This window comes from Pseudomonas sp. E6002 (assembly GCF_013385565.1).
In the GTDB taxonomy this organism is placed as follows: domain Bacteria; phylum Pseudomonadota; class Gammaproteobacteria; order Pseudomonadales; family Pseudomonadaceae; genus Aquipseudomonas.
In genome coordinates, this window is the sequence record NZ_JACAPT010000002.1 from 214009 (window position 1) to 233128 (window position 19120).

At 60.0% G+C, this 19120-nt stretch carries 24 protein-coding genes; 11 read left to right on the top strand and 13 right to left on the bottom strand.

Annotated elements, in window-relative coordinates; all coding sequences use genetic code 11:
- Positions 1 to 64: 64 nt before the first annotated feature.
- From hisC to HX815_RS03080, 10 genes are all read right to left on the bottom strand, one after another.
- The gene (gene hisC, locus HX815_RS03035) at positions 65 to 1117 is read right to left on the bottom strand and encodes a histidinol-phosphate transaminase (protein ID WP_003216145.1); all 1053 of its coding nucleotides are present in this window, start codon (positions 1115 to 1117) and stop codon (positions 65 to 67) included.
- 3 nt (positions 1118 to 1120) lie between these two features.
- Positions 1121 to 2446 carry a histidinol dehydrogenase gene (hisD, locus tag HX815_RS03040; RefSeq protein WP_008434283.1) on the bottom strand — a complete coding sequence of 442 codons (1326 nt, stop codon included), beginning with the start codon at positions 2444 to 2446 and terminating at the stop codon, positions 1121 to 1123.
- Between the two features lie 127 nt (positions 2447 to 2573).
- A complete protein-coding gene (hisG, locus tag HX815_RS03045) occupies positions 2574 to 3209 on the bottom strand; it encodes an ATP phosphoribosyltransferase (RefSeq protein WP_003188599.1) in 636 nt (211 codons plus the stop codon).
- Between the two features lie 247 nt (positions 3210 to 3456).
- Positions 3457 to 4722: a UDP-N-acetylglucosamine 1-carboxyvinyltransferase gene (gene murA / locus HX815_RS03050; RefSeq protein WP_003216140.1), complete on the bottom strand. Its 1266-nt coding sequence runs from the start codon at positions 4720 to 4722 to the stop codon at positions 3457 to 3459.
- Positions 4723 to 4745: 23 nt separating this feature from the next.
- On the bottom strand, positions 4746 to 4985 hold the full coding sequence (locus tag HX815_RS03055) for a BolA family protein (RefSeq protein ID WP_008434291.1): 240 nt from the start codon (positions 4983 to 4985) through the stop codon (positions 4746 to 4748).
- A gap of 114 nt (positions 4986 to 5099) precedes the next feature.
- Positions 5100 to 5405: a lipid asymmetry maintenance protein MlaB gene (locus tag HX815_RS03060; RefSeq protein ID WP_003216137.1), complete on the bottom strand. Its 306-nt coding sequence runs from the start codon at positions 5403 to 5405 to the stop codon at positions 5100 to 5102.
- Complete coding sequence (locus HX815_RS03065; protein ID WP_003216135.1) at positions 5402 to 6055, bottom strand: phospholipid-binding protein MlaC; 654 nt, start codon at positions 6053 to 6055, stop codon at positions 5402 to 5404. The genes HX815_RS03060 and HX815_RS03065 overlap by 4 nt, the downstream gene beginning before the upstream one ends.
- Before the next feature lie 11 nt (positions 6056 to 6066).
- On the bottom strand, positions 6067 to 6534 hold the full coding sequence (gene mlaD, locus HX815_RS03070; RefSeq protein WP_003216133.1) for an outer membrane lipid asymmetry maintenance protein MlaD: 468 nt from the start codon (positions 6532 to 6534) through the stop codon (positions 6067 to 6069).
- Entirely contained in the window at positions 6534 to 7331 is a 798-nt protein-coding gene (gene mlaE / locus HX815_RS03075; RefSeq protein WP_003216131.1) for a lipid asymmetry maintenance ABC transporter permease subunit MlaE, read from the bottom strand. Before mlaE ends, mlaD begins: the two co-directional genes overlap by 1 nt.
- Entirely contained in the window at positions 7331 to 8140 is an 810-nt protein-coding gene (locus tag HX815_RS03080; RefSeq protein ID WP_003216128.1) for an ATP-binding cassette domain-containing protein, read from the bottom strand. Before HX815_RS03080 ends, mlaE begins: the two co-directional genes overlap by 1 nt.
- Positions 8141 to 8432: 292 nt before the next feature.
- Here HX815_RS03080 and HX815_RS03085 point away from each other — a divergent pair, with 292 nt between their 5' ends.
- The 10 genes from HX815_RS03085 (at position 8433) to HX815_RS03130 (ending at position 15482) form a co-directional block, all read left to right on the top strand.
- On the top strand, positions 8433 to 9407 hold the full coding sequence (locus HX815_RS03085) for a KpsF/GutQ family sugar-phosphate isomerase (RefSeq protein WP_003216126.1): 975 nt from the start codon (positions 8433 to 8435) through the stop codon (positions 9405 to 9407).
- On the top strand, positions 9408 to 9932 hold the full coding sequence (locus HX815_RS03090) for an HAD family hydrolase (RefSeq protein WP_087692862.1): 525 nt from the start codon (positions 9408 to 9410) through the stop codon (positions 9930 to 9932).
- 8 nt (positions 9933 to 9940) lie between these two features.
- On the top strand, positions 9941 to 10513 hold the full coding sequence (gene lptC, locus HX815_RS03095) for an LPS export ABC transporter periplasmic protein LptC (RefSeq protein ID WP_003216122.1): 573 nt from the start codon (positions 9941 to 9943) through the stop codon (positions 10511 to 10513).
- Complete coding sequence (gene lptA, locus HX815_RS03100) at positions 10500 to 11072, top strand: lipopolysaccharide transport periplasmic protein LptA (protein ID WP_023659193.1); 573 nt, start codon at positions 10500 to 10502, stop codon at positions 11070 to 11072. Before lptC ends, lptA begins: the two co-directional genes overlap by 14 nt.
- Complete coding sequence (gene lptB, locus HX815_RS03105) at positions 11072 to 11797, top strand: LPS export ABC transporter ATP-binding protein (protein WP_003216119.1); 726 nt, start codon at positions 11072 to 11074, stop codon at positions 11795 to 11797. The genes lptA and lptB overlap by 1 nt, the downstream gene beginning before the upstream one ends.
- Positions 11798 to 11981: 184 nt before the next feature.
- Complete coding sequence (locus HX815_RS03110; RefSeq protein ID WP_003216117.1) at positions 11982 to 13475, top strand: RNA polymerase factor sigma-54; 1494 nt, start codon at positions 11982 to 11984, stop codon at positions 13473 to 13475.
- Positions 13476 to 13550: 75 nt separating this feature from the next.
- Entirely contained in the window at positions 13551 to 13856 is a 306-nt protein-coding gene (gene hpf / locus HX815_RS03115) for a ribosome hibernation-promoting factor, HPF/YfiA family (protein ID WP_003216115.1), read from the top strand.
- A gap of 12 nt (positions 13857 to 13868) precedes the next feature.
- Positions 13869 to 14333, top strand: coding sequence for a PTS IIA-like nitrogen regulatory protein PtsN (gene ptsN, locus HX815_RS03120; RefSeq protein WP_003216114.1), 465 nt, complete (start codon positions 13869 to 13871; stop codon positions 14331 to 14333).
- A 2-nt stretch (positions 14334 to 14335) separates the two neighbouring features.
- Entirely contained in the window at positions 14336 to 15193 is an 858-nt protein-coding gene (gene rapZ / locus HX815_RS03125) for an RNase adapter RapZ (RefSeq protein ID WP_003216111.1), read from the top strand.
- A 16-nt stretch (positions 15194 to 15209) separates the two neighbouring features.
- A complete protein-coding gene (locus HX815_RS03130; protein ID WP_003216108.1) occupies positions 15210 to 15482 on the top strand; it encodes an HPr family phosphocarrier protein in 273 nt (90 codons plus the stop codon).
- Between the two features lie 20 nt (positions 15483 to 15502).
- Here HX815_RS03130 and HX815_RS03135 read toward each other — a convergent pair whose 3' ends face one another.
- Entirely contained in the window at positions 15503 to 16504 is a 1002-nt protein-coding gene (locus HX815_RS03135; protein WP_177027797.1) for an SLAC1 anion channel family protein, read from the bottom strand.
- Between the two features lie 114 nt (positions 16505 to 16618).
- On the opposite strand from HX815_RS03135, the gene HX815_RS03140 reads away from it, so the two are divergent.
- Positions 16619 to 17569, top strand: coding sequence for a GlxA family transcriptional regulator (locus HX815_RS03140; protein ID WP_177027798.1), 951 nt, complete (start codon positions 16619 to 16621; stop codon positions 17567 to 17569).
- Between the two features lie 13 nt (positions 17570 to 17582).
- Here the strand turns inward: HX815_RS03140 and HX815_RS03145 are convergent, their stop codons facing one another.
- Positions 17583 to 18476, bottom strand: a complete 894-nt coding sequence (locus tag HX815_RS03145) for a ZIP family metal transporter (protein WP_087692866.1) — start codon at positions 18474 to 18476, stop codon at positions 17583 to 17585.
- A gap of 31 nt (positions 18477 to 18507) precedes the next feature.
- The gene (locus tag HX815_RS03150; protein ID WP_008434313.1) at positions 18508 to 19119 is read right to left on the bottom strand and encodes a superoxide dismutase; all 612 of its coding nucleotides are present in this window, start codon (positions 19117 to 19119) and stop codon (positions 18508 to 18510) included.
- Position 19120 lies beyond the last annotated feature (1 nt).

Below are 19120 nucleotides of genomic sequence, written 5' to 3' on the forward strand. Positions count from 1 at the left end.
AGTGACTGAACCACCGCATTCGCGAGCAAGCCCGCTCCCACATTTTTTTGAGTTTCAGTGTGGCTTACAGCTCGCCCAACGCATCGATCAGCGCCTGGTTCTGCTCCGGCGTGCCAATACTGATCCGCAGGAACTGGGCAATCCGCTCCTGCTTGAAGTGCCGCACAATCACCCCCTGCTCCCGCACCTTGGCCGCCAGCCCGGCAGCGTCGTGCCCTGGATGCCGGGCAAAGATGAAGTTGGCCGCCGACGGCAGTACTTCAAACCCCTTGGCCTGCAGTTGCGCCACCAGCTTTTCACGGCTATCGATCACCAACTTGCAGGTGTTCCGGAAGTATTCGCGGTCTTCAAAAGCGGCGGCCGCGCCGACAATCGCCAGACGGTCCAGCGGGTAGGAGTTGAAGCTGTTCTTGACCCGCTCCAGCGCCTCGATCAGATCCGGGTGGCCCACGGCCAGGCCCACCCGCAAACCGGCCAGGGAGCGCGACTTGGAGAGGGTCTGGGTCACCAGCAGGTTCGGGTAACGGTCCACCAGGCTGATGGCGGTCTCGCCGCCGAAGTCGATATAGGCTTCATCGACCACCACCACCGAGTCCGGGCTGGCCTTGAGGATTTGCTCCACGGCGTCCAGCGCCATCACGCAACCGGTCGGCGCGTTCGGGTTCGGGAAGATGATCCCGCCGTTGGGCCTGGCGTAGTCCGACACGCGGATCTGGAACTGTTCATCCAGCGGCACTGCGTCGAAGGCAATGCGGTACAGGCCGCAGTACACCGGGTAGAAGCTGTAGCTGATGTCCGGGAACAGCAGCGGCAGGTCGTGCTGGAACAAACCGTGGAAGATGTGCGCCAGGACTTCATCGGAGCCGTTGCCGAGGAACACCTTGCCCGCGTCGATCCCGTAGTACTTGGCCACCGCCTGCTTGAGCAGGTCGCTGTTGGGGTCCGGGTACAAACGCAGATTGTCGTTCAGCTCGGCCTGCATGGCAGCCAGCGCCTTGGGCGATGGGCCGTAGGGGTTTTCATTGGTGTTGAGTTTTACCAGCTTGGTCAGCTTCGGTTGCTCACCGGGCACGTAAGGCACGAGATCCTTGACGAGCGGGCTCCAGAATTTGCTCATGTTTCAGTTCCCCTGCTTATCGTCAACGATGCGGTATTCGGCGCTGCGGGCGTGGGCGGTCAGCGACTCGCCACGGGCCAGCACGGAAGCGGTCTTGCCCAACTCCGACGCGCCCTCTGGCGAGCAGAAGATGATCGACGAGCGCTTCTGGAAGTCATACACGCCCAGCGGCGAGGAGAACCGCGCAGTGCCCGACGTGGGCAGCACGTGGTTGGGACCTGCGCAGTAGTCGCCCAGGGCTTCGCTGGTGTGGCGGCCCATGAAGATCGCGCCGGCGTGGCGAATCAGCGGCAGCCAGGCTTGTGGGTCGGCGACGGACAACTCCAGGTGTTCCGGGGCGATACGGTTGGCCACTTCGATGGCCTGCTCCATGTCGCGGACCAGGATCAGGGCGCCACGGCCATTGATCGACTTCTCGATGATCTCGGCGCGCTCCATGGTCGGCAGCAGCTTGGCGATGCTGGCGGCGACCTTGTCCAGGAATTCGGCATCCGGGCTGACGAGGATCGCCTGGGCGTCTTCGTCGTGCTCGGCCTGGGAGAACAGGTCCATGGCGATCCAGTCCGGGTCGGTCTGGCCGTCACACACCACGAGGATTTCCGAAGGGCCGGCGATCATGTCGATGCCGACCTGGCCAAATACATGGCGCTTGGCCGTGGCCACGTAGATGTTGCCCGGGCCAACCACCTTGTCGACCTTCGGCACGCTTTCGGTACCGTAGGCCAGGGCCGCTACCGCTTGGGCGCCACCGATGGTGAACACGCGATCAACGCCCGCGATGCAGGCCGCTGCCAGCACCAGTTCGTTGATTTCGCCGCGCGGGGTAGGCACCACCATGACCACTTCGGTCACGCCGGCCACCTTGGCCGGAATCGCGTTCATCAGTACCGAGGACGGGTACGACGCTTTGCCGCCCGGCACGTACAGGCCAGCACGGTCCAGCGGCGTGACCTTCTGGCCCAGTACGGTGCCGTCGGCCTCGGTGTAGCTCCAGGAATCCTGTTTCTGTTTCTCGTGGTAGCTGCGCACCCGCGCGGCCGCCACTTCCAGGGCTTCGCGCTGGGGCGCGGTGATGCGGGTCAAGGCCAGTTCCAGGCGTTCGCGGGGCAGGATCAGGTCGGCCATGGAGGCGACATCCAGGCCATCGAACTGCCGGGTAAAATCAACCAGCGCCGCGTCACCGCGCTCGCGCACGGCCTTGATGATGTCGAGCACCCGCTGATTGACCGAATCGTCGGACACGCTTTCCCAGCTCAGCAGATGATCCAGATGATGGGCGAAATCCGGGTCGGCAGCGTTGAGTCGGGCAATTGCAGTGGACGTGGTCATAGCGAGGGCCTCATAGGAATGGCAAAAATGCTCAGGCGCCGAAAGTTAGCAGTCGATCCGCTTGGGCACCTGAGAATTCTGGCTATGAGGCGGATAGACGGGCGCGGCTTGGGGCCGCGCGGGTGAGTCAACCGCGGTGTCGAGACTCCACTGCCTTGCGCAGGGTGTCGATCAACGCCTGGATACGGGCGTGCTGCATTTTCATCGAAGCTTTGTTGACGATCAGCCGGGAGCTGATGTCGGCGATAAAGTCCTGGGGCTCCAGGCCGTTGGCGCGCAGGGTGTTGCCGGTGTCGACCACGTCGATGATCTTGTCGGCCAGGCCGATCAGCGGTGCCAGCTCCATCGAGCCGTAAAGCTTGATGATGTCGACCTGGCGGCCTTGCTCGGCGTAGTAACGCTTGGCAACGTTGACGAACTTGGTCGCCACCCGCAGGCGGCCTTTAGGCTCGACGTCACCGACACGGCCGGCGGTCATCAGCTTGCACAGGGCGATACGCAGGTCCAGCGGCTCGTACAGGCCCTGGCCGCCATATTCCATCAACACGTCTTTGCCAGCGACGCCGAGGTCGGCCGCGCCATGTTCAACGTAAGTTGGCACATCGGTGGCACGCACGATCAGCAGGCGAACGTCGTCCTGGGTCGTGGGGATGATCAGCTTGCGGCTCTTGTCCGGATTCTCGGTCGGCACGATGCCCGCTTCAGCCAGAAGCGGCAAAGTGTCGTCAAGGATGCGGCCCTTGGACAGTGCGATGGTCAACATGGGAAACGTCAGTCCTTCATCAGGCTATTGCTGTCCGGTCGCAATCGGCGCCAGACACAGATCGAGGCCATTACAGCCTCGACTTGAAACAAATCAGCTAACAGCATACATCGTCATGTGGCGAGGGAGCTTGCTCCCGCTGGGGCGCGAAGCGGCCCTGATCTTTGTTTAAAAAGACTGGGACTGCTGCGCAGTCCAGCGGGAGCAAGCTCCCTCGCCACAATGAACGTGTTTGCAGTTCCTGGAACTAGCCCGGTACGCGGCGGATTTTCGCGCCGAGCATCTGCAGCTTCTCTTCGATGCACTCGTAACCACGGTCTATGTGGTAGATGCGGTCGATGAGGGTGTCGCCGTCAGCGCACAACGCCGAGATCACCAGGCTGGCGGAGGCACGCAGGTCGGTAGCCATCACTGGCGCGCCCTTGAGCTTCTCGATACCGGTCACGATGGCGGTGTTGCCTTCGACCTGGATCTTGGCGCCCATGCGGTGCAGCTCGTACACGTGCATGAAGCGGTTTTCGAAGATGGTCTCGATCACGGCACCGGTGCCTTCGGCAATCGCGTTCAGGGAAATGAACTGCGCCTGCATGTCGGTCGGGAACGCCGGGTACGGAGCGGTACGCACGTTAACGGCTTTTGGCCGCTTGCCATGCATGTTCAGCTCGATCCAGTCTTCACCGGTGGTGATCTCGGCGCCGGCTTCCTTGAGTTTTTCCAGGACGGCTTCGAGGATGGTCGGATCAGTGTCCTTGACCTTGACACGGCCACCGGTGACGGCAGCCGCGACCAGGTAGGTACCGGTCTCGATGCGGTCCGGCATCACCTTGTAGGTAGCCGAATGCAGGCGTTTCACGCCATCAATGGTGATGGTGTCGGTGCCGGCGCCGGTGATGTTGGCACCCATGGCGATCAGGAAGTTGGCCAGGTCGACCACTTCCGGCTCGCGCGCGGCGTTTTGCAGCACGCTGCGGCCATTGGCCAGGGCAGCGGCCATCATGATGTTCTCGGTACCGGTCACACTGACGGTATCAAAGAAGAAGTTTGCGCCACGCAGGCCGCCTTCCGGCGCCTTGGCCTTGATGTAGCCGCCTTCGACGTCAATGGTTGCACCCATGGCTTCGAGGCCACGGATGTGCAGGTCCACCGGACGCGAACCGATGGCGCAACCGCCAGGCAGTGCGACTTCGGCTTCGCCGAACCGGGCAACCATCGGGCCCAGTACCAGGATCGAGGCGCGCATGGTTTTCACCAGCTCGTACGGTGCGATCAGGGTCTTGATGGTGCGCGGGTCGATTTCGACGCTGAGTTTCTCGTCGATCACCGGCTCGATGCCCATGCGACCGAACAACTCGATCATGGTGGTGATGTCATGCAGGTGCGGCAGGTTGGCCACGGTAACCGGGCCATCGCACAGCAAGGTCGCTGCCAGGATCGGCAGGGCGGAGTTCTTCGCCCCGGAAATACGGATCTCGCCATCAAGACGAGCACCGCCGGTAATAATCAATTTATCCATAAGAATCTCGACGCCTTGGGGGCTCAGGTGCGCTCGGCCCAGGCCGCGCGGCTGAAAAATTTCATAGTGACCGCATGGATGCTGCCATCGGTGATCCACGGGTTCAAATGGGCATAGATCTGCTGCTGACGCTTGACCGGGCTCAATGCCGCCAGTTCATCGCTAATCACGTTCAGCTGGAAATTGCAGCCTTCGCCCTCAACTTCAACATTAGTTTCGGGCAGCTTTCCTTCAAGGAAGCTTTTAACTTCTAGGGCCTGCATGATCAACCTCTATGGGCGCCCAGTGCGCGCGGGTCGCACATCATACAAAAAAGCCCCGCGCCTGCGAACCCCGCATAGCAGGACTCTGACGGGGGGCTTCTTTAATAATGTGTATTAAGGATGCGCCAACAGCTCGGTCAGACCGGAAACCTCAGCGATTTCACGCATGTCTTCGGGCAATGCACGAATGCTCACCGGCTTTTTGACGGCCTGCGCATCGCGCATGAAACACAGCAGCAACGACAAGCCGACGCTGCTGGACTTCACCACCGCCGAGCAATCCAGCACCAGCGCAGGAGCGGTACTGGCATTGATCAGCGCCTGGCCCTGCTTGCGCAGGGCGGGTCCAGTGCTGTAATCCAGCACGCCGCTGAGCAACAGCTCACCGGACTCGCCAAGGCGAATGGCCGACTCGGTCATTGGGCAGGCTTCCCGGCAGCTTTGTCGGTTTCTTCCTTGGCCTTGGCCACTTCACCGGCCCAACCGTTGATGGTTTTGTCCAGGTCGTTGCCATTGCGCTGCATGGCATCCGCGAACTGGTCACGGAACAGCTTGCCAATGTTGATGCCGTTGATGATCACGTTACGCAGTTTCCACTCGCCGTTGACCTTCTCGAGCGTGTACTGCACAGGGTAGACCGCGCCGTTGTTGCCCTTGACGCTCATGTTGACGCTGGTGCGGTCACCCGACTCATCCCCGGCAGGGGCGACGGTAATCCCCTGGTTGTTGTACTCCAGCAGGGCGTTGCCGTAGAACTGGAACAAGCCCTTCTTGAAGTTTTCCTGGAATGTCTGCATCTGCGCAGGCGTAGCCTTGCGCGAGTACTTGACGGTCATGATGCTTTTGGAAATACCTTCAGCATCAACAACAGGCCCGACAATCGTGTTCAGCGCGTTATAGAACTGACTCGGGTCCTGCTTGTACTTTTCCTTGTTGGCACTCAGGTCAGCCAACATCTTGTTGGTGGTGTCCTGCACCAGGTCATGCGCAGAACCGCCGGCAGCGGCGTTAGCCATCAACGGCAGTGCCGCGAGCAGTACCAACAGGCCACGTCGCAAAGTAGAGATCATGAACACATTCCTCATTTGGCGTCTTTATTGACGGTATTGAGCAGGAATTTACCGATCAAGTCCTCCAGCACCAACGACGACTGTGTGTCATGAATGGTCGAACCATCCTTGAGCAGGGCAGATTCCCCGCCGACGCTGATGCCGATGTACTTCTCGCCCAGCAGGCCAGCGGTGAGGATAGACGCAGTGGAGTCAGTCGGCAGGTTATCTACCTTCTTGTCCACCTGCATGGTCACACGGCCGGTGAAGCTGTCGCGGTCCAGATCGATTGCCGTGACCTTGCCGATGGTTACACCCGCCATGGTCACTTTAGCTCTGACAGTCAAACCGGCGATATTGTCGAAGTAGGCGTAAAGTTTATAAGTATCGGCGGTGGGGCTGGCCGATAGGCCGCTGACTCGCAGGGCGAGCAACAGTAAAGCCAGGATGCCAGCCAGCAAGAAAAGGCCGACACCGATTTCCACAGTGCGGTTTTGCATCAGAAATCTCCAAACATCAAGGCGGTCAAAATGAAGTCAAGGCCCAGTACCGCCAGCGAGGCGTACACAACGGTCTTGGTGGTGGCGCGACTGATCCCTTCTGAGGTGGGCTCACAGTCATAGCCTTGGAATACGGCGATCCAGGTCACTACAAAGGCGAAGACGATGCTTTTAATGATGCCGTTGAGCACGTCGCCGCTGAAGGTCACGCTGTTTTGCATGTTGCCCCAGTAGGAGCCGTCGTAGACGCCCAACCAGTCAACCGCCACCCATGAACCGCCCCAGATCCCGACCACGCTGAACACCATCGCCAGCAGTGGTAGGGAAATGAAGCCGGCCCACAGGCGCGGGGCAACAATGTACTTGAGTGGATCGACGCCGATCATTTCCAGGCTGGACAGCTGCTCGGTGGCCTTCATGTTGCCGATTTCGGCCGTCAGCGCAGAACCTGCGCGCCCGGCAAACAGCAGCGCGGTCACCACCGGGCCCAACTCACGCAACAGCGTCAGGGCAACCATCTGCCCAACAGCCTGCTCGGACCCGTAGCTGGAGAGGATATTGAAGCCTTGCAGCGCCAACACCATGCCGATGAACACCCCGGAGACCACGATGATCACCAGGGACATCACGCCCACGGAGTGCAATTGCTTGATCAGCAGGCCGAAACCGCCGCCAATACCGCCGCGGCCGAGCAAGGCATGAAACAGGAAAATCGTCGAACGCCCCAGCACACCGATGATATCGATGCCGGAGCGACCGAAAAGGCGAACCTTTTCGAGTAATGATGTCTTGCGCATCAGCGCTTCCCCAGAAGATCTGAGCGGTAGTCCGCTGCCGGAAAGTGAAAAGGCACCGGGCCATCGGGATCGCCGGTCATGAATTGGCGAATGCGCGGGTTGTCTGCGTTCATCAGTTCTTCAGGCGTGCCCTGCCCCAGCACCTGGCCATCGCCCACTACATATAGGTAGTCGGCAATGCTCGCGGTCTCGGCCAGGTCGTGGGAAACCACGATACTGGTGATACCCAACGCATCATTGAGCAGGCGGATCAGGCGTACCAGCACCCCCATGGCAATCGGGTCCTGGCCAACGAAAGGCTCGTCGTACATGAGAATCTGCGGGTCGAGGGCGATGGCACGCGCCAGGGCGACACGACGCTTCATGCCTCCGGACAACTCGTCGGGCATCAAATCGATAGCACCGCGCAGCCCGACGGCCTGCAATTTCAGCAACACAATGTCACGAATCATTTCATCGGACAGCTGTGTATGCACCCGCAGCGGGAACGCCACGTTTTCGAAAACATCGAGATCGGTAAACAACGCGCCGCTCTGGAACAGGACGCCCATGTGTTTGCGGGCATCGAACAGGTCACTGCGCGAAAGGGTCGGCAGGTTCTGGCCATTGACCCAGACTTCACCGGCGGAGGGGCGCAATTGCATGCCCATCAGGCGCAGCAGCGTAGTCTTGCCGCAGCCGGAAGGCCCCATGATGCCCGTGACTTTGCCGCGGGGAATGCGAATATCCACATTATTGAAGATGCTGCGCGTACCGCGCTTGAAGGAAAGGCCCTTCAGCTCGACCGCGTAGGCGTTATCGGCACTCATCTAAACTCCTTGGGATGCAGCCTTTCACTCAGACACTTTGTTTTCGACAAATGCTTGCGCCGAATAGACAAAAAGGCCGTGCGGACCGAACTGGCCGCGAACTATATCACTGCTGGTACAGCGCCCCCAAGGCCGGAACAGAGCTTGTTCAGAAACAGGACAGCTAAAAAATCCTGGCTGAGGTTCAATCTCAACCACAGGTGGATTGAATAAAGCCTGACGAACTTGTGTGAGGGAATTGATCATTACCGTTATAATCGCCGACTTTTCGTCAGGCTATACGATTTCAGACATGAGCCAATCCAGCGACCTTATTCAATCCGCACAACGCACCATCCGCCTCGAGCTTGAAGCCGTAGAAGGCTTGCTGGCCCATATCGACGCGGATTTCGTACGCGCCTGCGAGATGATTCTGGCCAGCAAGGGCCGCGTAGTGGTGGTCGGCATGGGCAAATCCGGGCATGTCGGCAACAAGATCGCCGCCACCCTGGCGAGCACCGGGACCACCGCGTTCTTCGTGCATCCGGCCGAAGCCAGCCACGGCGACATGGGCATGATCACCCGGGACGACATCATCCTGGCACTGTCCAACTCCGGCACCACCAACGAAATCGTGACCCTGCTGCCGCTGATCAAGCGCCTGGGTATCCAGCTGATCAGCGTGACCGGCAACCCGGACTCGACGCTGGCAAAAGCCGCCGAAGTGAATTTGAACGTGCACGTTGCCCACGAGGCCTGCCCGCTGAACCTGGCACCGACCTCCTCCACCACCGCTGCCCTGGTCATGGGCGATGCGCTGGCCGTGGCATTGCTGGAAGCCCGCGGGTTTACCGCCGAAGACTTCGCGTTTTCCCACCCGGGCGGCGCCCTTGGCCGTCGCCTGCTGCTGAAAGTGGAAAACGTCATGCACGCCGGCGACGAGCTGCCACAAGTGCCACGCGGCACCTTGCTGAAAGATGCCTTGATGGAAATGACCCTCAAGCGCCTGGGCATGACCGTAATCCTGGAGTCCGACGGGCGGCTGGCCGGGGTCTTCACCGACGGCGACCTGCGCCGCACCCTGGACCGCAACCTCGACATCCAGACCGCCACCATCGACGAAGTCATGACGCCTCACGGCAAGACCGCACGCCCTGACATGCTCGCGGCCGAAGCACTGAAGATCATGGAAGACCACAAGATCCTGGCGCTGGTGGTGGTCGACAGCGACGACCGTCCGGTTGGCGCCCTGAACATGCACGACTTGCTGCGTGCGGGAGTGATGTAAATGACCACCGACCTGTTGCAACGGGGCAAGCACATCAAGCTGGCGATTTTCGACGTCGACGGCGTGCTGACGGATGGCCGCCTGTACTTTCTGGAAGACGGCAGCGAATTCAAGACGTTCAACACCCTCGACGGCCAGGGCATCAAGATGCTGATGGCGGCGGGCGTGCAAACCGGCATCATCAGCGGTCGCAAGACCCCGGTTGTGGAACGCCGTGCACAAAACCTGGGTATTCCTCACCTGTATCAGGGCCGCGAGGATAAACTGGTGGTTCTGGACGAGCTTCTTGGCCAACTCAACCTAAGCTATGAGCAGGTTGCGTACCTGGGTGACGATTTACCCGACCTGCCGGTGATTCGCCGGGTCGGCCTGGGCATGGCCGTGGCCAATGCGGCGGCGTTCGTTCGCGAACACGCCCATGGTGTAACCACCGCCCGCGGCGGCGAAGGCGCCGCCCGCGAGTTCTGCGAGTTGATTCTGCGCGCCCAAGGCAGCCTTGAAGCGGCCCACGCCGCCTACCTATAGAGCGTTTTATGCTGAGTAAAAAGATTCGCAATTTCCTGATACTTGCAGTCATCGCCGCGGTTTTCCTCGCGGTCGGCTACTGGAATATCAGCCCGGAGCGCTTCCTCGACAAGCCGGTTGCACAGGTTGACGAGAGTGCTATCGACTATTACGCCATCAACGCCCACAGCATCCAGTACCTGCCCGATGGCAAGGTCCAGTATGAAATGACCTCCGACAAGGTCGAACACTTGAAGGCATCCGAGGTCACTTTGCTGACCAAGCCGGACATGAACCTGTACCGCGGCGCCGAATTTCCATGGCACGTCACCAGCGAGCGTGGCGAGGTCAACCCGGACGGCACCCAAGTGGAACTGATTGACTCGGTGCGGGTAGCCCGCACTGACGCCAAGAACCGCGACACCATTATTACCAGCAGTCGCATGACCGTATTCCCACAGAAGCAATATGCGCAGACCGAGCAAGACGTTAGAATTGACGGCGCTGGCGGTGTATCGACTGGCAAGGGAATGAAAGCGTATTTGAAAGAAAGCAGGATACACCTGCTATCGAACGTAAGAGGACAGTATGAGGCTCGTTAAAACCCTCCCTATTTTGCTCGGCCTGGGCGCAGCACTGGGAAGCGTGAGCGCCTGGGCTCTGCCGAACGATAGCCAGCAACCGATCCACATTCAGGCTGACGATGCGCAGCTGGATGACAAGCAAGGTATCGCGACCTACACGGGCAGCGTGATCATCACCCAGGGCTCGATGAAAGTGACGGGTAACACCGTGACACTGACTCGTACCCCGGCGGGCGATATCGACGTGGTCACTTCGGTGGGCAACCTGGCGTATTTCGAACAACTGCAGAAAGTGGGCGACCCTACGCCGGTCAAAGGCTATGGCAAGACGATCCAGTACCACGCCCAGCAAAACCGCATCGTGCTGATCGACCAGGCCCGGGTCATCAATGACGGCAACACCACCGACGGCGAAAAAATCGTCTACGACACGGTGAAGCAGATCGCCCAGGCCGGCCGTGCTACCGGCTCGAAAATCAGCACGCCGAAGCCGCGTATCGACATGGTTATCCAGCCGAAGCAGAAACCGGGCGCAGCCCAGCCGGCGCCGAAACCCGACGCGAAGAAGGCGAATTAATGGCAACCCTGAAAGCCCAGCATCTGGCCAAGGCTTATAAAAGCCGTCAGGTCGTGCGTGACGTCAGCCTGTCGATCGACAGCGGCCAGATCGTCGGTTTGCTCGGCCCCAACGGTGCCGGCAAGACCACCTGCTTCTACATGATCGTCGGCCTGGTGCAGGCCGATCAAGGCCGCGTCCTGATCGACGACCTGGACGTGAGCCACCAGCCTATGCACGGCCGTGCGCAAGCGGGTATCGGCTATCTTCCCCAGGAAGCATCGATCTTCCGCAAACTGTCGGTTTCCGACAACATCATGGCCATCCTCGAGACCCGCAAGGAACTCGACCGCGCCGGGCGCAAGAAAGAGCTGGAAAGCCTGCTGCAGGAATTCCACATCAACCACATTCGCGACAACCTCGGCATGAGCCTTTCCGGCGGCGAGCGTCGTCGTGTGGAAATCGCCCGCGCGCTGGCCACGGCGCCCAAGTTCATCCTGCTGGACGAACCTTTCGCCGGTGTCGACCCGATCTCGGTCGGCGACATCAAGCAGATCATCCATCATCTCAAGGCCAAGGGCATCGGTGTATTGATCACCGACCACAACGTCCGTGAGACACTCGATATCTGCGAAACCGCCTACATCGTCAACGATGGACAGCTGATTGCCGAAGGTGACTCTGCCACTATCCTGGCCAACGAACTGGTCAAGGAAGTGTATCTGGGTCACGAGTTCCGCCTGTAAACACGGTGGTATCAGGCCATTCGCCATGGAGCGCGGTAGTCAATAAAAACCTCAGTATTTTTATTGTTACCGCGCTCTAGGCAAAGCCCCCGATATCAGGCATATAATTTGCTTATGTTTGGCGCTCACGCGCCCTGTCGTGGATGGCGCATTGCGCCGGCGAATAAGGTGTTAAGCCCCTGCCATGAAACCATCGCTAGTCCTGAGAATGGGCCAGCAGCTGACGATGACACCGCAGCTGCAACAGGCCATCCGCCTGCTCCAATTGTCGACCCTGGACCTGCAACAGGAAATCCAGGAGGCCCTGGAGTCCAATCCGATGCTCGAACGCCAGGAAGAAGGCGACGACTTCGATAATGCAGACCCGCTGGCCGACAACATCGAGCAAAAGCCCAACCCCGACGTACAGGAACCCTCCTATCAGGAAACCGCCCCCACGGTGGATAACCTTGAGGAAGGCGAATGGAACGAACGCATTCCCAACGAACTTCCCGTGGATACCGCCTGGGAAGACGTCTACCAGACCAGCGCCAGCAGCCTGCCCAGCAACGATGACGACGAGTGGGACTTCACCACCCGCACATCAGCCGGCGAGAGCCTGCAAAGCCATTTGCTCTGGCAGCTGAACCTGGCACCGATGTCCGATACCGATCGCCTGATCGCCGTGACCCTGATCGATTGCATCAACAACCAGGGCTACCTGGACGAGACCCTTGAGGAGATCCTCGAGGCGTTCGACCCGGAACTGGACATCGAACTGGACGAAATCGAAGCCGTCCTGCACCGCATCCAGCAATTCGAGCCGGCCGGCATCGGCGCCCGCAACCTCAGCGAGTGCCTGCTGCTGCAACTGCGCCAATTGCCGGCCAAGACGCCTTGGCTGAGCGAAGCGCAGCGCCTGGTCACCGACTACATCGACCTGCTGGGCAGCCGCGACTACAGCCAGCTGATGCGCCGCATGAAGCTCAAGGAAGATGACCTGCGCCAGATCATCGAGCTGGTGCAGAGCCTCAACCCACGCCCGGGCTCGCAGATCGAGTCCAGCGAAGCCGAATATGTCGTGCCCGACGTGATTGTGCGCAAGGACAACGAACGCTGGCTGGTGGAGCTGAACCAGGAATCGGTGCCGCGCCTGCGGGTCAATCCGCAATACGCAGGTTTTGTGCGCCGCGCCGACACCAGCGCTGATAACACCTTCATGCGTAACCAACTGCAGGAAGCCCGCTGGTTCATCAAGAGCCTGCAAAGCCGCAACGAAACCCTGATGAAAGTCGCCACCCAGATCGTCGAGCACCAGCGCGGCTTCCTGGAATACGGCGATGAAGCGATGAAGCCGCTGGTATTGCACGACATCGCCGAGGCGGTGGGCATGCACGAATCAACTATTTCCCGGGTGACCACGCAAAAATTCATGCATACCCCACGGGGTATTTATGAGCTGAAATACTTTTTCTCCAGCCACGTCAGCACCTCCGAAGGCGGCGAATGCTCGTCCACGGCGATCCGCGCGATCATCAAAAAACTGGTTGCCGCGGAAAATCAGAAAAAGCCGTTGAGTGACAGCAAGATCGCTGGTTTACTGGAGGCACAAGGCATTCAGGTCGCCCGTCGAACCGTCGCCAAGTACCGCGAGTCCCTTGGGATCGCGCCTTCCAGCGAGCGTAAGCGTTTGATGTGACGGGCGGGCCATAGCGTTCCAGTGGCGGGTATTCCTACCCGCCGCTTTATGCACTGGCAACGAAGGAGAAGCTGTATGCAAGTCAACATCAGTGGACACCATGTAGAAGTCACCCCTCCATTGCGCGAATACGTCGAGCTGAAGCTGAAGAAGCTTGAGGGCCATTTCGACAAGATCACCAACGTGCAGGTCATCATGAAGGTCGACAAGCTTCAGCAGAAAATCGAAGCGACACTTCAGATACCCGGTGGCGAAGTGGTCGCCAATGCCGAACATGAAGACATGTATGCATCAATCGACTTGCTCACAGACAAGCTTGACCGCCAACTTAAAAAGCATAAGGAAAAGCAGCAGAGCCTTCTTCAAGGCACTGGCCGCTAACACTCCCCACCCATGATCCGACTTGAAACCATCCTGACCCCCGGCCGTTCCCTCGTGAACGTGCCGGGCGGCAGTAAAAAGCGCGCCCTCGAACAAATTGCCAACCTGATCGGCCGCGAAGTGCCCGAACTGGATACGCAAGCTGTGTACGAGGCCCTGATCGCCCGTGAAAAGCTCGGCTCCACCGGCTTTGGCAACGGCATCGCCATTCCTCACTGCCGCCTGCAAGGTTGTGAGTCTCCAGTCAGCGCCCTGCTGCACCTGGACGCCCCTATCGATTTCGACGCCATCGACGGCGCGCCGGTCGACCTGCTGTTCGTGCTGCTGGTCCCGCAAGCTGCCACCGATGCGCACCTGGAGCTGCTTCGGCAGATCGCCAGCATGCTCGACCGCAAGGACGTACGCGACAAACTGCGTAGTGCCTCAAGCAATGAGGCGCTCTACCAGGTTGTCCTGGATGAACAAAACGGGCATTAATCATGCGTTTGATCATCGTCAGCGGCCGTTCCGGCTCAGGTAAAAGCACGGCCCTCAATGTTCTTGAGGACAACGGCTTCTATTGCATCGACAACCTGCCCGCCGGCCTGCTACCGGAACTGGCGGAACGCGCGCTGATTCATACCGAGCTGGCGCAACCGCTGGTCGCCGTGTCGATCGACGCCCGCAACCTGCCCAGCCACCTCACACGCTTTCCTGAACTGCTCGAAGAAGTGCGGGCCAAGCATATCCATTGCGATGTGCTGTACCTGGACGCCGACGAAGAGACCCTGCTCAAGCGCTTCTCCGAAACCCGTCGCCGCCACCCGTTGAGCAGCCCTCATCGCTCCCTGGCCGAAGCCATCGAGGACGAGACCAAACTGCTGGGGCCGATCATTGACCTGGCCGACCTCAAGATCAACACCACCAGCCTGAACCTGTATCAACTGCGGGATGCGATCAAGCTGCGTCTGCTGAACCAGCCGGAGCCGGGCACGGCGTTCCTTGTCGAGTCGTTCGGTTTCAAGCGCGGCATGCCGGTAGATGCCGACCTGGTGTTCGATGTGCGCTGCCTGCCCAACCCGTACTGGAAGCCGGAACTGCGCGATCAGTCGGGGCTGGACCAACCTGTGGCCGAGTACCTGGCGGCGCAACCGGATGTCGAGGAGATGTACCAGGACATCTCCAGCTACCTGCTCAAATGGCTGCCGCGTTTCGCGGCCAGCAATCGGGCTTATGTCACCATCGCCATTGGCTGCACCGGCGGCCACCACCGATCCGTCTACCTGACCGAACGCCTGGGCAAGGTGCTGCAACAAACCCTCAAGAACGTCCAGGTTCGCCACCGCGACCTCAGCTGAAAGGAACACCCCCGCGATGCCCGCTCTGGAAATTGAAATCATCAACAAGCTGGGCCTGCACGCCCGGGCCTCGGCCAAGTTCGTCGGCGTCGCCGGGCAGTTCCCTTGCCAGATCCGCGCCGGGCGCACCCCGGAATCCATGGTCGACGGCAAAAGCATCATGGCCATGATGATGCTGGCTGCGGGCAAGGGCACGAAGATTCATTTGAAGACCGAAGGCGAGCAAGAGCAGGAAGCGATGGATGCCCTGGTAGCGTTGATCAATAATTTCTTTGATGAGGGCGAGTAGGTAATCGCCCCTCCCCTGCGTCAGTTGGACAGCAGTTTGCCGTTGAACAGAATCTTCAACGTCTTGACCGTCAGTACGGCCAGGGCGATCGTCAGGAAAGCCAGGATCAGATAGGCAATCGCTTCCAGGATCACGCCTCCTTTGGCATCGGCATATTTCAACGCAGCGTTGCTCAATGCCGCAATCGGAAAGCTGATTGCCCACCAGGCAGGAGAAAAAGGCGCGGCCTGACGGAATACTTTGAATGCCAGCACCCCAAACAGGAACAGGCCAAAGTAGAAGAGCACGCTGGCAAAGTAGTCGACGCTGCCAAAGAAGTTGGTGTAAGCCAGAAAGCCGACTTCAAAGGGGGCGATAAGTATCATCAGCGAAGGTGTCATACCTTTGGCCATCACCGGCTCGTGAACCAGACGTGAAAAAATTCGCGTGAAGAACACCAGCGCAATCACACTCCCTACCGCCATCGCGAACAGATTGAACTCGTATGCCCACGCCATGGGCATGTGGGCACCTGTCACCGCGATGTCGAGCGCCGCCACCCCCGGGATCAGCCAGGCAGGCACCGCATATTGCGACTCCTGATTACCGGACAACAGTCGCGAGAGCACAATTGCCGCCAGGATCATGGTCAGCAGGCTACCCAACATCCAAAGCCCCTGGCTGATCAGGGTGCTAGCTGAGCCTACGACTGCCGAAAGCAGCAGCAACGCGATCGTCACCGTGCCAAAGAAATTTCCTGATATCGGGTGATTGAACTCGGCTTTGACCGCCACAGGGTATTTAACCCATTTGGTGAGATACCCCGCCACCAGTGCGATAAACACCAGAATGGCAAACCCACCAATGACCGCTCCGATCATTTGCGCGTAAGCCACATATTCACTGGCGGACTGCCAGGCCAGGCTCAGGCCGGCCAACCCCATCACGGCGCCAAACAAATTGATGGGAAGATTCTTGATGGACCCCGACCGCTCGCTCGATTCGACAGCGAAGGGGGGAAGTGGCGCGTTACAGATGCTCATGCGGGTCTCCGGTTGACGATAAAGCACGTGACGGACAGTGTCGCCTACCTCCCCTCTGTCCTATAGTGTCGCTTAACGACGATTTCAGCCATTTCCACTACGGAGACCGACACCATGCGAATTGCCCTCCTGGCATTTCCCCGCGTGCAAATGCTGGATGTCGTCGGCCCTGCCGATGTGTTCGCTGAAGCGGCCAGGCAATTGGGTAATTCCCGTGCATACAGGATCTCGGTCATCGGTACCGTCGCCGGGCAGATCAAGGGAACCAATGGGCTTCGCCTGGCCACGGATGACTCCATCGAGACGTTCAAGGGGGCTATCGATACGCTGCTGATCGCTGGAAGCCCCAGCGTGAATGACGTGGCACACGACGCCCACCTGCGGGACTGGGTACGCGACCAGGCCACGCGCGTGCGGCGGATAGGCTCGGTTTGCAGTGGCGCTTTTGTGCTGGGGGCTTCTGGTTTGCTGGTCGGGCGACGCGTCACCACGCACTGGAATTCCAGTGCATTGCTGGCCAGGCAATACCCCGATGCCGTGGTCGAACCGGACAGCATTTTTATCCGCGACGGTAACCTGTACACCTCCGCCGGTGTGACGGCCGGTATGGATCTGGCGCTCGCGTTAGTCGAGGAGGACCACGGCCGTGATTTGGCGCTCAGTGTGGCCAGGGAAATGGTGATGTACTTCAAACGGCCGGGCGGCCAGTCACAGTTCAGCGCCCAACTGGCGGCACAGACCGCAGAGCGCACGAACATTCGCCAGATACAGACCTATATCGTCGACAACCTGGCCGCAGACCTGAGCGTGGCATTGCTGGCCCAACGCGCTGACATGAGCGAACGCAACTTTGCCCGGGTATTCAAGGCCGAGGGTGGATTCACCCCTGCCGAGTTCGTGGAGCTGGCACGTATCGACCAGGCACGGCGGCTGATCGAAGGCTCGAATGTCTCGCTCAAACGCCTGGCCGATCAGGTCGGCTATGCCAATGTTGATGGGTTCCGGCGCGCCTTCGTTCGCCGCCTGGGCGTTACCCCCAGCGACTACCGCAAGCGCTTCTTGTAGAAGCGCGACAGCCTCAGCCCAACGCCGTATCCATCACCATCATCAAGCAAAACCCGATACACAGCCCCAGGCTGGCGAGCTTGTCATGGCCATTGCGCCGCGACTCGGGAATGACTTCGTGAGTCACCACCAGCAGCATGGCCCCGGCCGCCAGCGCCAGCCCCAGCGGCAACAGCACCTGAGCCAGGCTCACCAGCCAGGCACACAGCACCGCAAACACCGGCTCCACCAGCCCTGACGCTGCGCCGATCAGGAACGCCTTGACCCGCGACATCCCTGCCCCGGCCAGCACCAACGCAATCACCAGTCCCTCCGGCACATCCTGCAAGGCAATACCCATGGCGAGGCTGTCGGCATCCGGCATGCCGCCGCCTGCCGAGACACCCACGGCCATGCCTTCGGGAATGTTGTGGGCAATGATGGCGAACACAAACAGCCAGATACGCGGCGGTATCACCGGATGATCCGGACTGCCCACCAGCATTTCCGGGCTCGCGCCGGAGACCTTGCGGTCCACCAGATACAGCCCGAACGCGCCCAGCATGATGCCGAAACTGATCAATCCACTGGCGCCCCATGGCGTCAGCCCCAGGCTTTGGGCAGCCGCAATACCCGGCACGATCAGCGAAAATGCCGTAGCGGCCAACATCACCCCGGCACCGAAGCCCAGCAGCGTGTCGCTCACCGCCAATGGCATCCGGCGGATCACCAGTACCGGCACGGCACCCAGGGCGGTGCCGAGCGCGCAGATGGCCCCGCCCTGCAAGGCACGCAGGATGCGCGGTTCCAGGTCAAGCCAGGCCAGCCCTTGGGCCACCAGCAATGCAGTTCCTGCCAATAGCAGCAGCGAGCCAAACGCATAACGAAACATTCGCACGCTGCTGATCGCCAGTGTTTCAGTGCCCATAGTCGGCCTTAGATCTTGTTATAGAGGAGTTTCAGCCCAGCGCAGCCTGGTAGCGGCCGGCAACTTCCGGCCAGTTGATGACGCTGTAGAACGCATTGATGTATTCCGGACGACGGTTCTGGTACAGCAGGTAATAAGCGTGTTCCCAGACGTCCAGGCCGAGGATTGGCGTATTGCCGTTCATCAACGGGCTGTCCTGGTTGCCGCTGCTTTCCACCACCAGGGTCTTTTGCGGCGTCACGCTCAACCACGCCCAGCCGCTGCCGAAACGGGTCAAGGCAGCTTTGGTGAAGGCCTCTTTGAAGGCGTCGAAACCGCCCAACTGCTCGTCGATGGCGTCACCCAGCGCGCCGTCTGGCTTGCCGCCGCCCTTGGGCGACATGACAGCCCAGAACAACGAGTGGTTGGCGTGGCCGCCGCCCTGGTTGATCACCGCCGCCCGGAGTTTTTCCGGCAGTTGCTGGACGCTGGACACCAGTTTCTCCACCGGCCAAGCGGCAAACTCGGTGCCTTCGACGGCTGCGTTGAGGTTGTTGATGTAGGTCTGGTGGTGCTTGGTGTAGTGGATCTCCATGGTTTGCGCGTCGATATGCGGTTCAAGGGCATCGTAGGCGTAAGGCAAGGCCGGCAAGGTGTAGGACATA

Excerpts from the sequence above, each read along its gene's own strand:
- HX815_RS03140 (WP_177027798.1), top strand. The coding sequence starts at position 16,619 with ATGCGAATTGCCCTCCTGGCATTTCCCCGCGTGCAAATGCTGGATGTC.
- HX815_RS03110 (WP_003216117.1), top strand. The coding sequence starts at position 11,982 with ATGAAACCATCGCTAGTCCTGAGAATGGGCCAGCAGCTGACGATGACA.
- ptsN (WP_003216114.1), top strand. The coding sequence starts at position 13,869 with ATGATCCGACTTGAAACCATCCTGACCCCCGGCCGTTCCCTCGTGAAC.
- HX815_RS03060 (WP_003216137.1), bottom strand. The coding sequence starts at position 5,405 with ATGACCGAGTCGGCCATTCGCCTTGGCGAGTCCGGTGAGCTGTTGCTC.
- lptC (WP_003216122.1), top strand. The coding sequence starts at position 9,941 with ATGCTGAGTAAAAAGATTCGCAATTTCCTGATACTTGCAGTCATCGCC.
- lptB (WP_003216119.1), top strand. The coding sequence starts at position 11,072 with ATGGCAACCCTGAAAGCCCAGCATCTGGCCAAGGCTTATAAAAGCCGT.
- HX815_RS03145 (WP_087692866.1), bottom strand. The coding sequence starts at position 18,476 with ATGGGCACTGAAACACTGGCGATCAGCAGCGTGCGAATGTTTCGTTAT.
- mlaD (WP_003216133.1), bottom strand. The coding sequence starts at position 6,534 with ATGCAAAACCGCACTGTGGAAATCGGTGTCGGCCTTTTCTTGCTGGCT.
- HX815_RS03135 (WP_177027797.1), bottom strand. The coding sequence starts at position 16,504 with ATGAGCATCTGTAACGCGCCACTTCCCCCCTTCGCTGTCGAATCGAGC.
- murA (WP_003216140.1), bottom strand. The coding sequence starts at position 4,722 with ATGGATAAATTGATTATTACCGGCGGTGCTCGTCTTGATGGCGAGATC.
- HX815_RS03055 (WP_008434291.1), bottom strand. The coding sequence starts at position 4,985 with ATGCAGGCCCTAGAAGTTAAAAGCTTCCTTGAAGGAAAGCTGCCCGAA.
- lptA (WP_023659193.1), top strand. The coding sequence starts at position 10,500 with ATGAGGCTCGTTAAAACCCTCCCTATTTTGCTCGGCCTGGGCGCAGCA.
- hisG (WP_003188599.1), bottom strand. The coding sequence starts at position 3,209 with ATGTTGACCATCGCACTGTCCAAGGGCCGCATCCTTGACGACACTTTG.
- rapZ (WP_003216111.1), top strand. The coding sequence starts at position 14,336 with ATGCGTTTGATCATCGTCAGCGGCCGTTCCGGCTCAGGTAAAAGCACG.
- HX815_RS03080 (WP_003216128.1), bottom strand. The coding sequence starts at position 8,140 with ATGAGTGCCGATAACGCCTACGCGGTCGAGCTGAAGGGCCTTTCCTTC.
- hisC (WP_003216145.1), bottom strand. The coding sequence starts at position 1,117 with ATGAGCAAATTCTGGAGCCCGCTCGTCAAGGATCTCGTGCCTTACGTG.
- hpf (WP_003216115.1), top strand. The coding sequence starts at position 13,551 with ATGCAAGTCAACATCAGTGGACACCATGTAGAAGTCACCCCTCCATTG.
- HX815_RS03150 (WP_008434313.1), bottom strand. The coding sequence starts at position 19,119 with ATGTCCTACACCTTGCCGGCCTTGCCTTACGCCTACGATGCCCTTGAA.
- hisD (WP_008434283.1), bottom strand. The coding sequence starts at position 2,446 with ATGACCACGTCCACTGCAATTGCCCGACTCAACGCTGCCGACCCGGAT.
- HX815_RS03130 (WP_003216108.1), top strand. The coding sequence starts at position 15,210 with ATGCCCGCTCTGGAAATTGAAATCATCAACAAGCTGGGCCTGCACGCC.
- HX815_RS03090 (WP_087692862.1), top strand. The coding sequence starts at position 9,408 with ATGACCACCGACCTGTTGCAACGGGGCAAGCACATCAAGCTGGCGATT.
- mlaE (WP_003216131.1), bottom strand. The coding sequence starts at position 7,331 with ATGCGCAAGACATCATTACTCGAAAAGGTTCGCCTTTTCGGTCGCTCC.
- HX815_RS03085 (WP_003216126.1), top strand. The coding sequence starts at position 8,433 with ATGAGCCAATCCAGCGACCTTATTCAATCCGCACAACGCACCATCCGC.
- HX815_RS03065 (WP_003216135.1), bottom strand. The coding sequence starts at position 6,055 with ATGATCTCTACTTTGCGACGTGGCCTGTTGGTACTGCTCGCGGCACTG.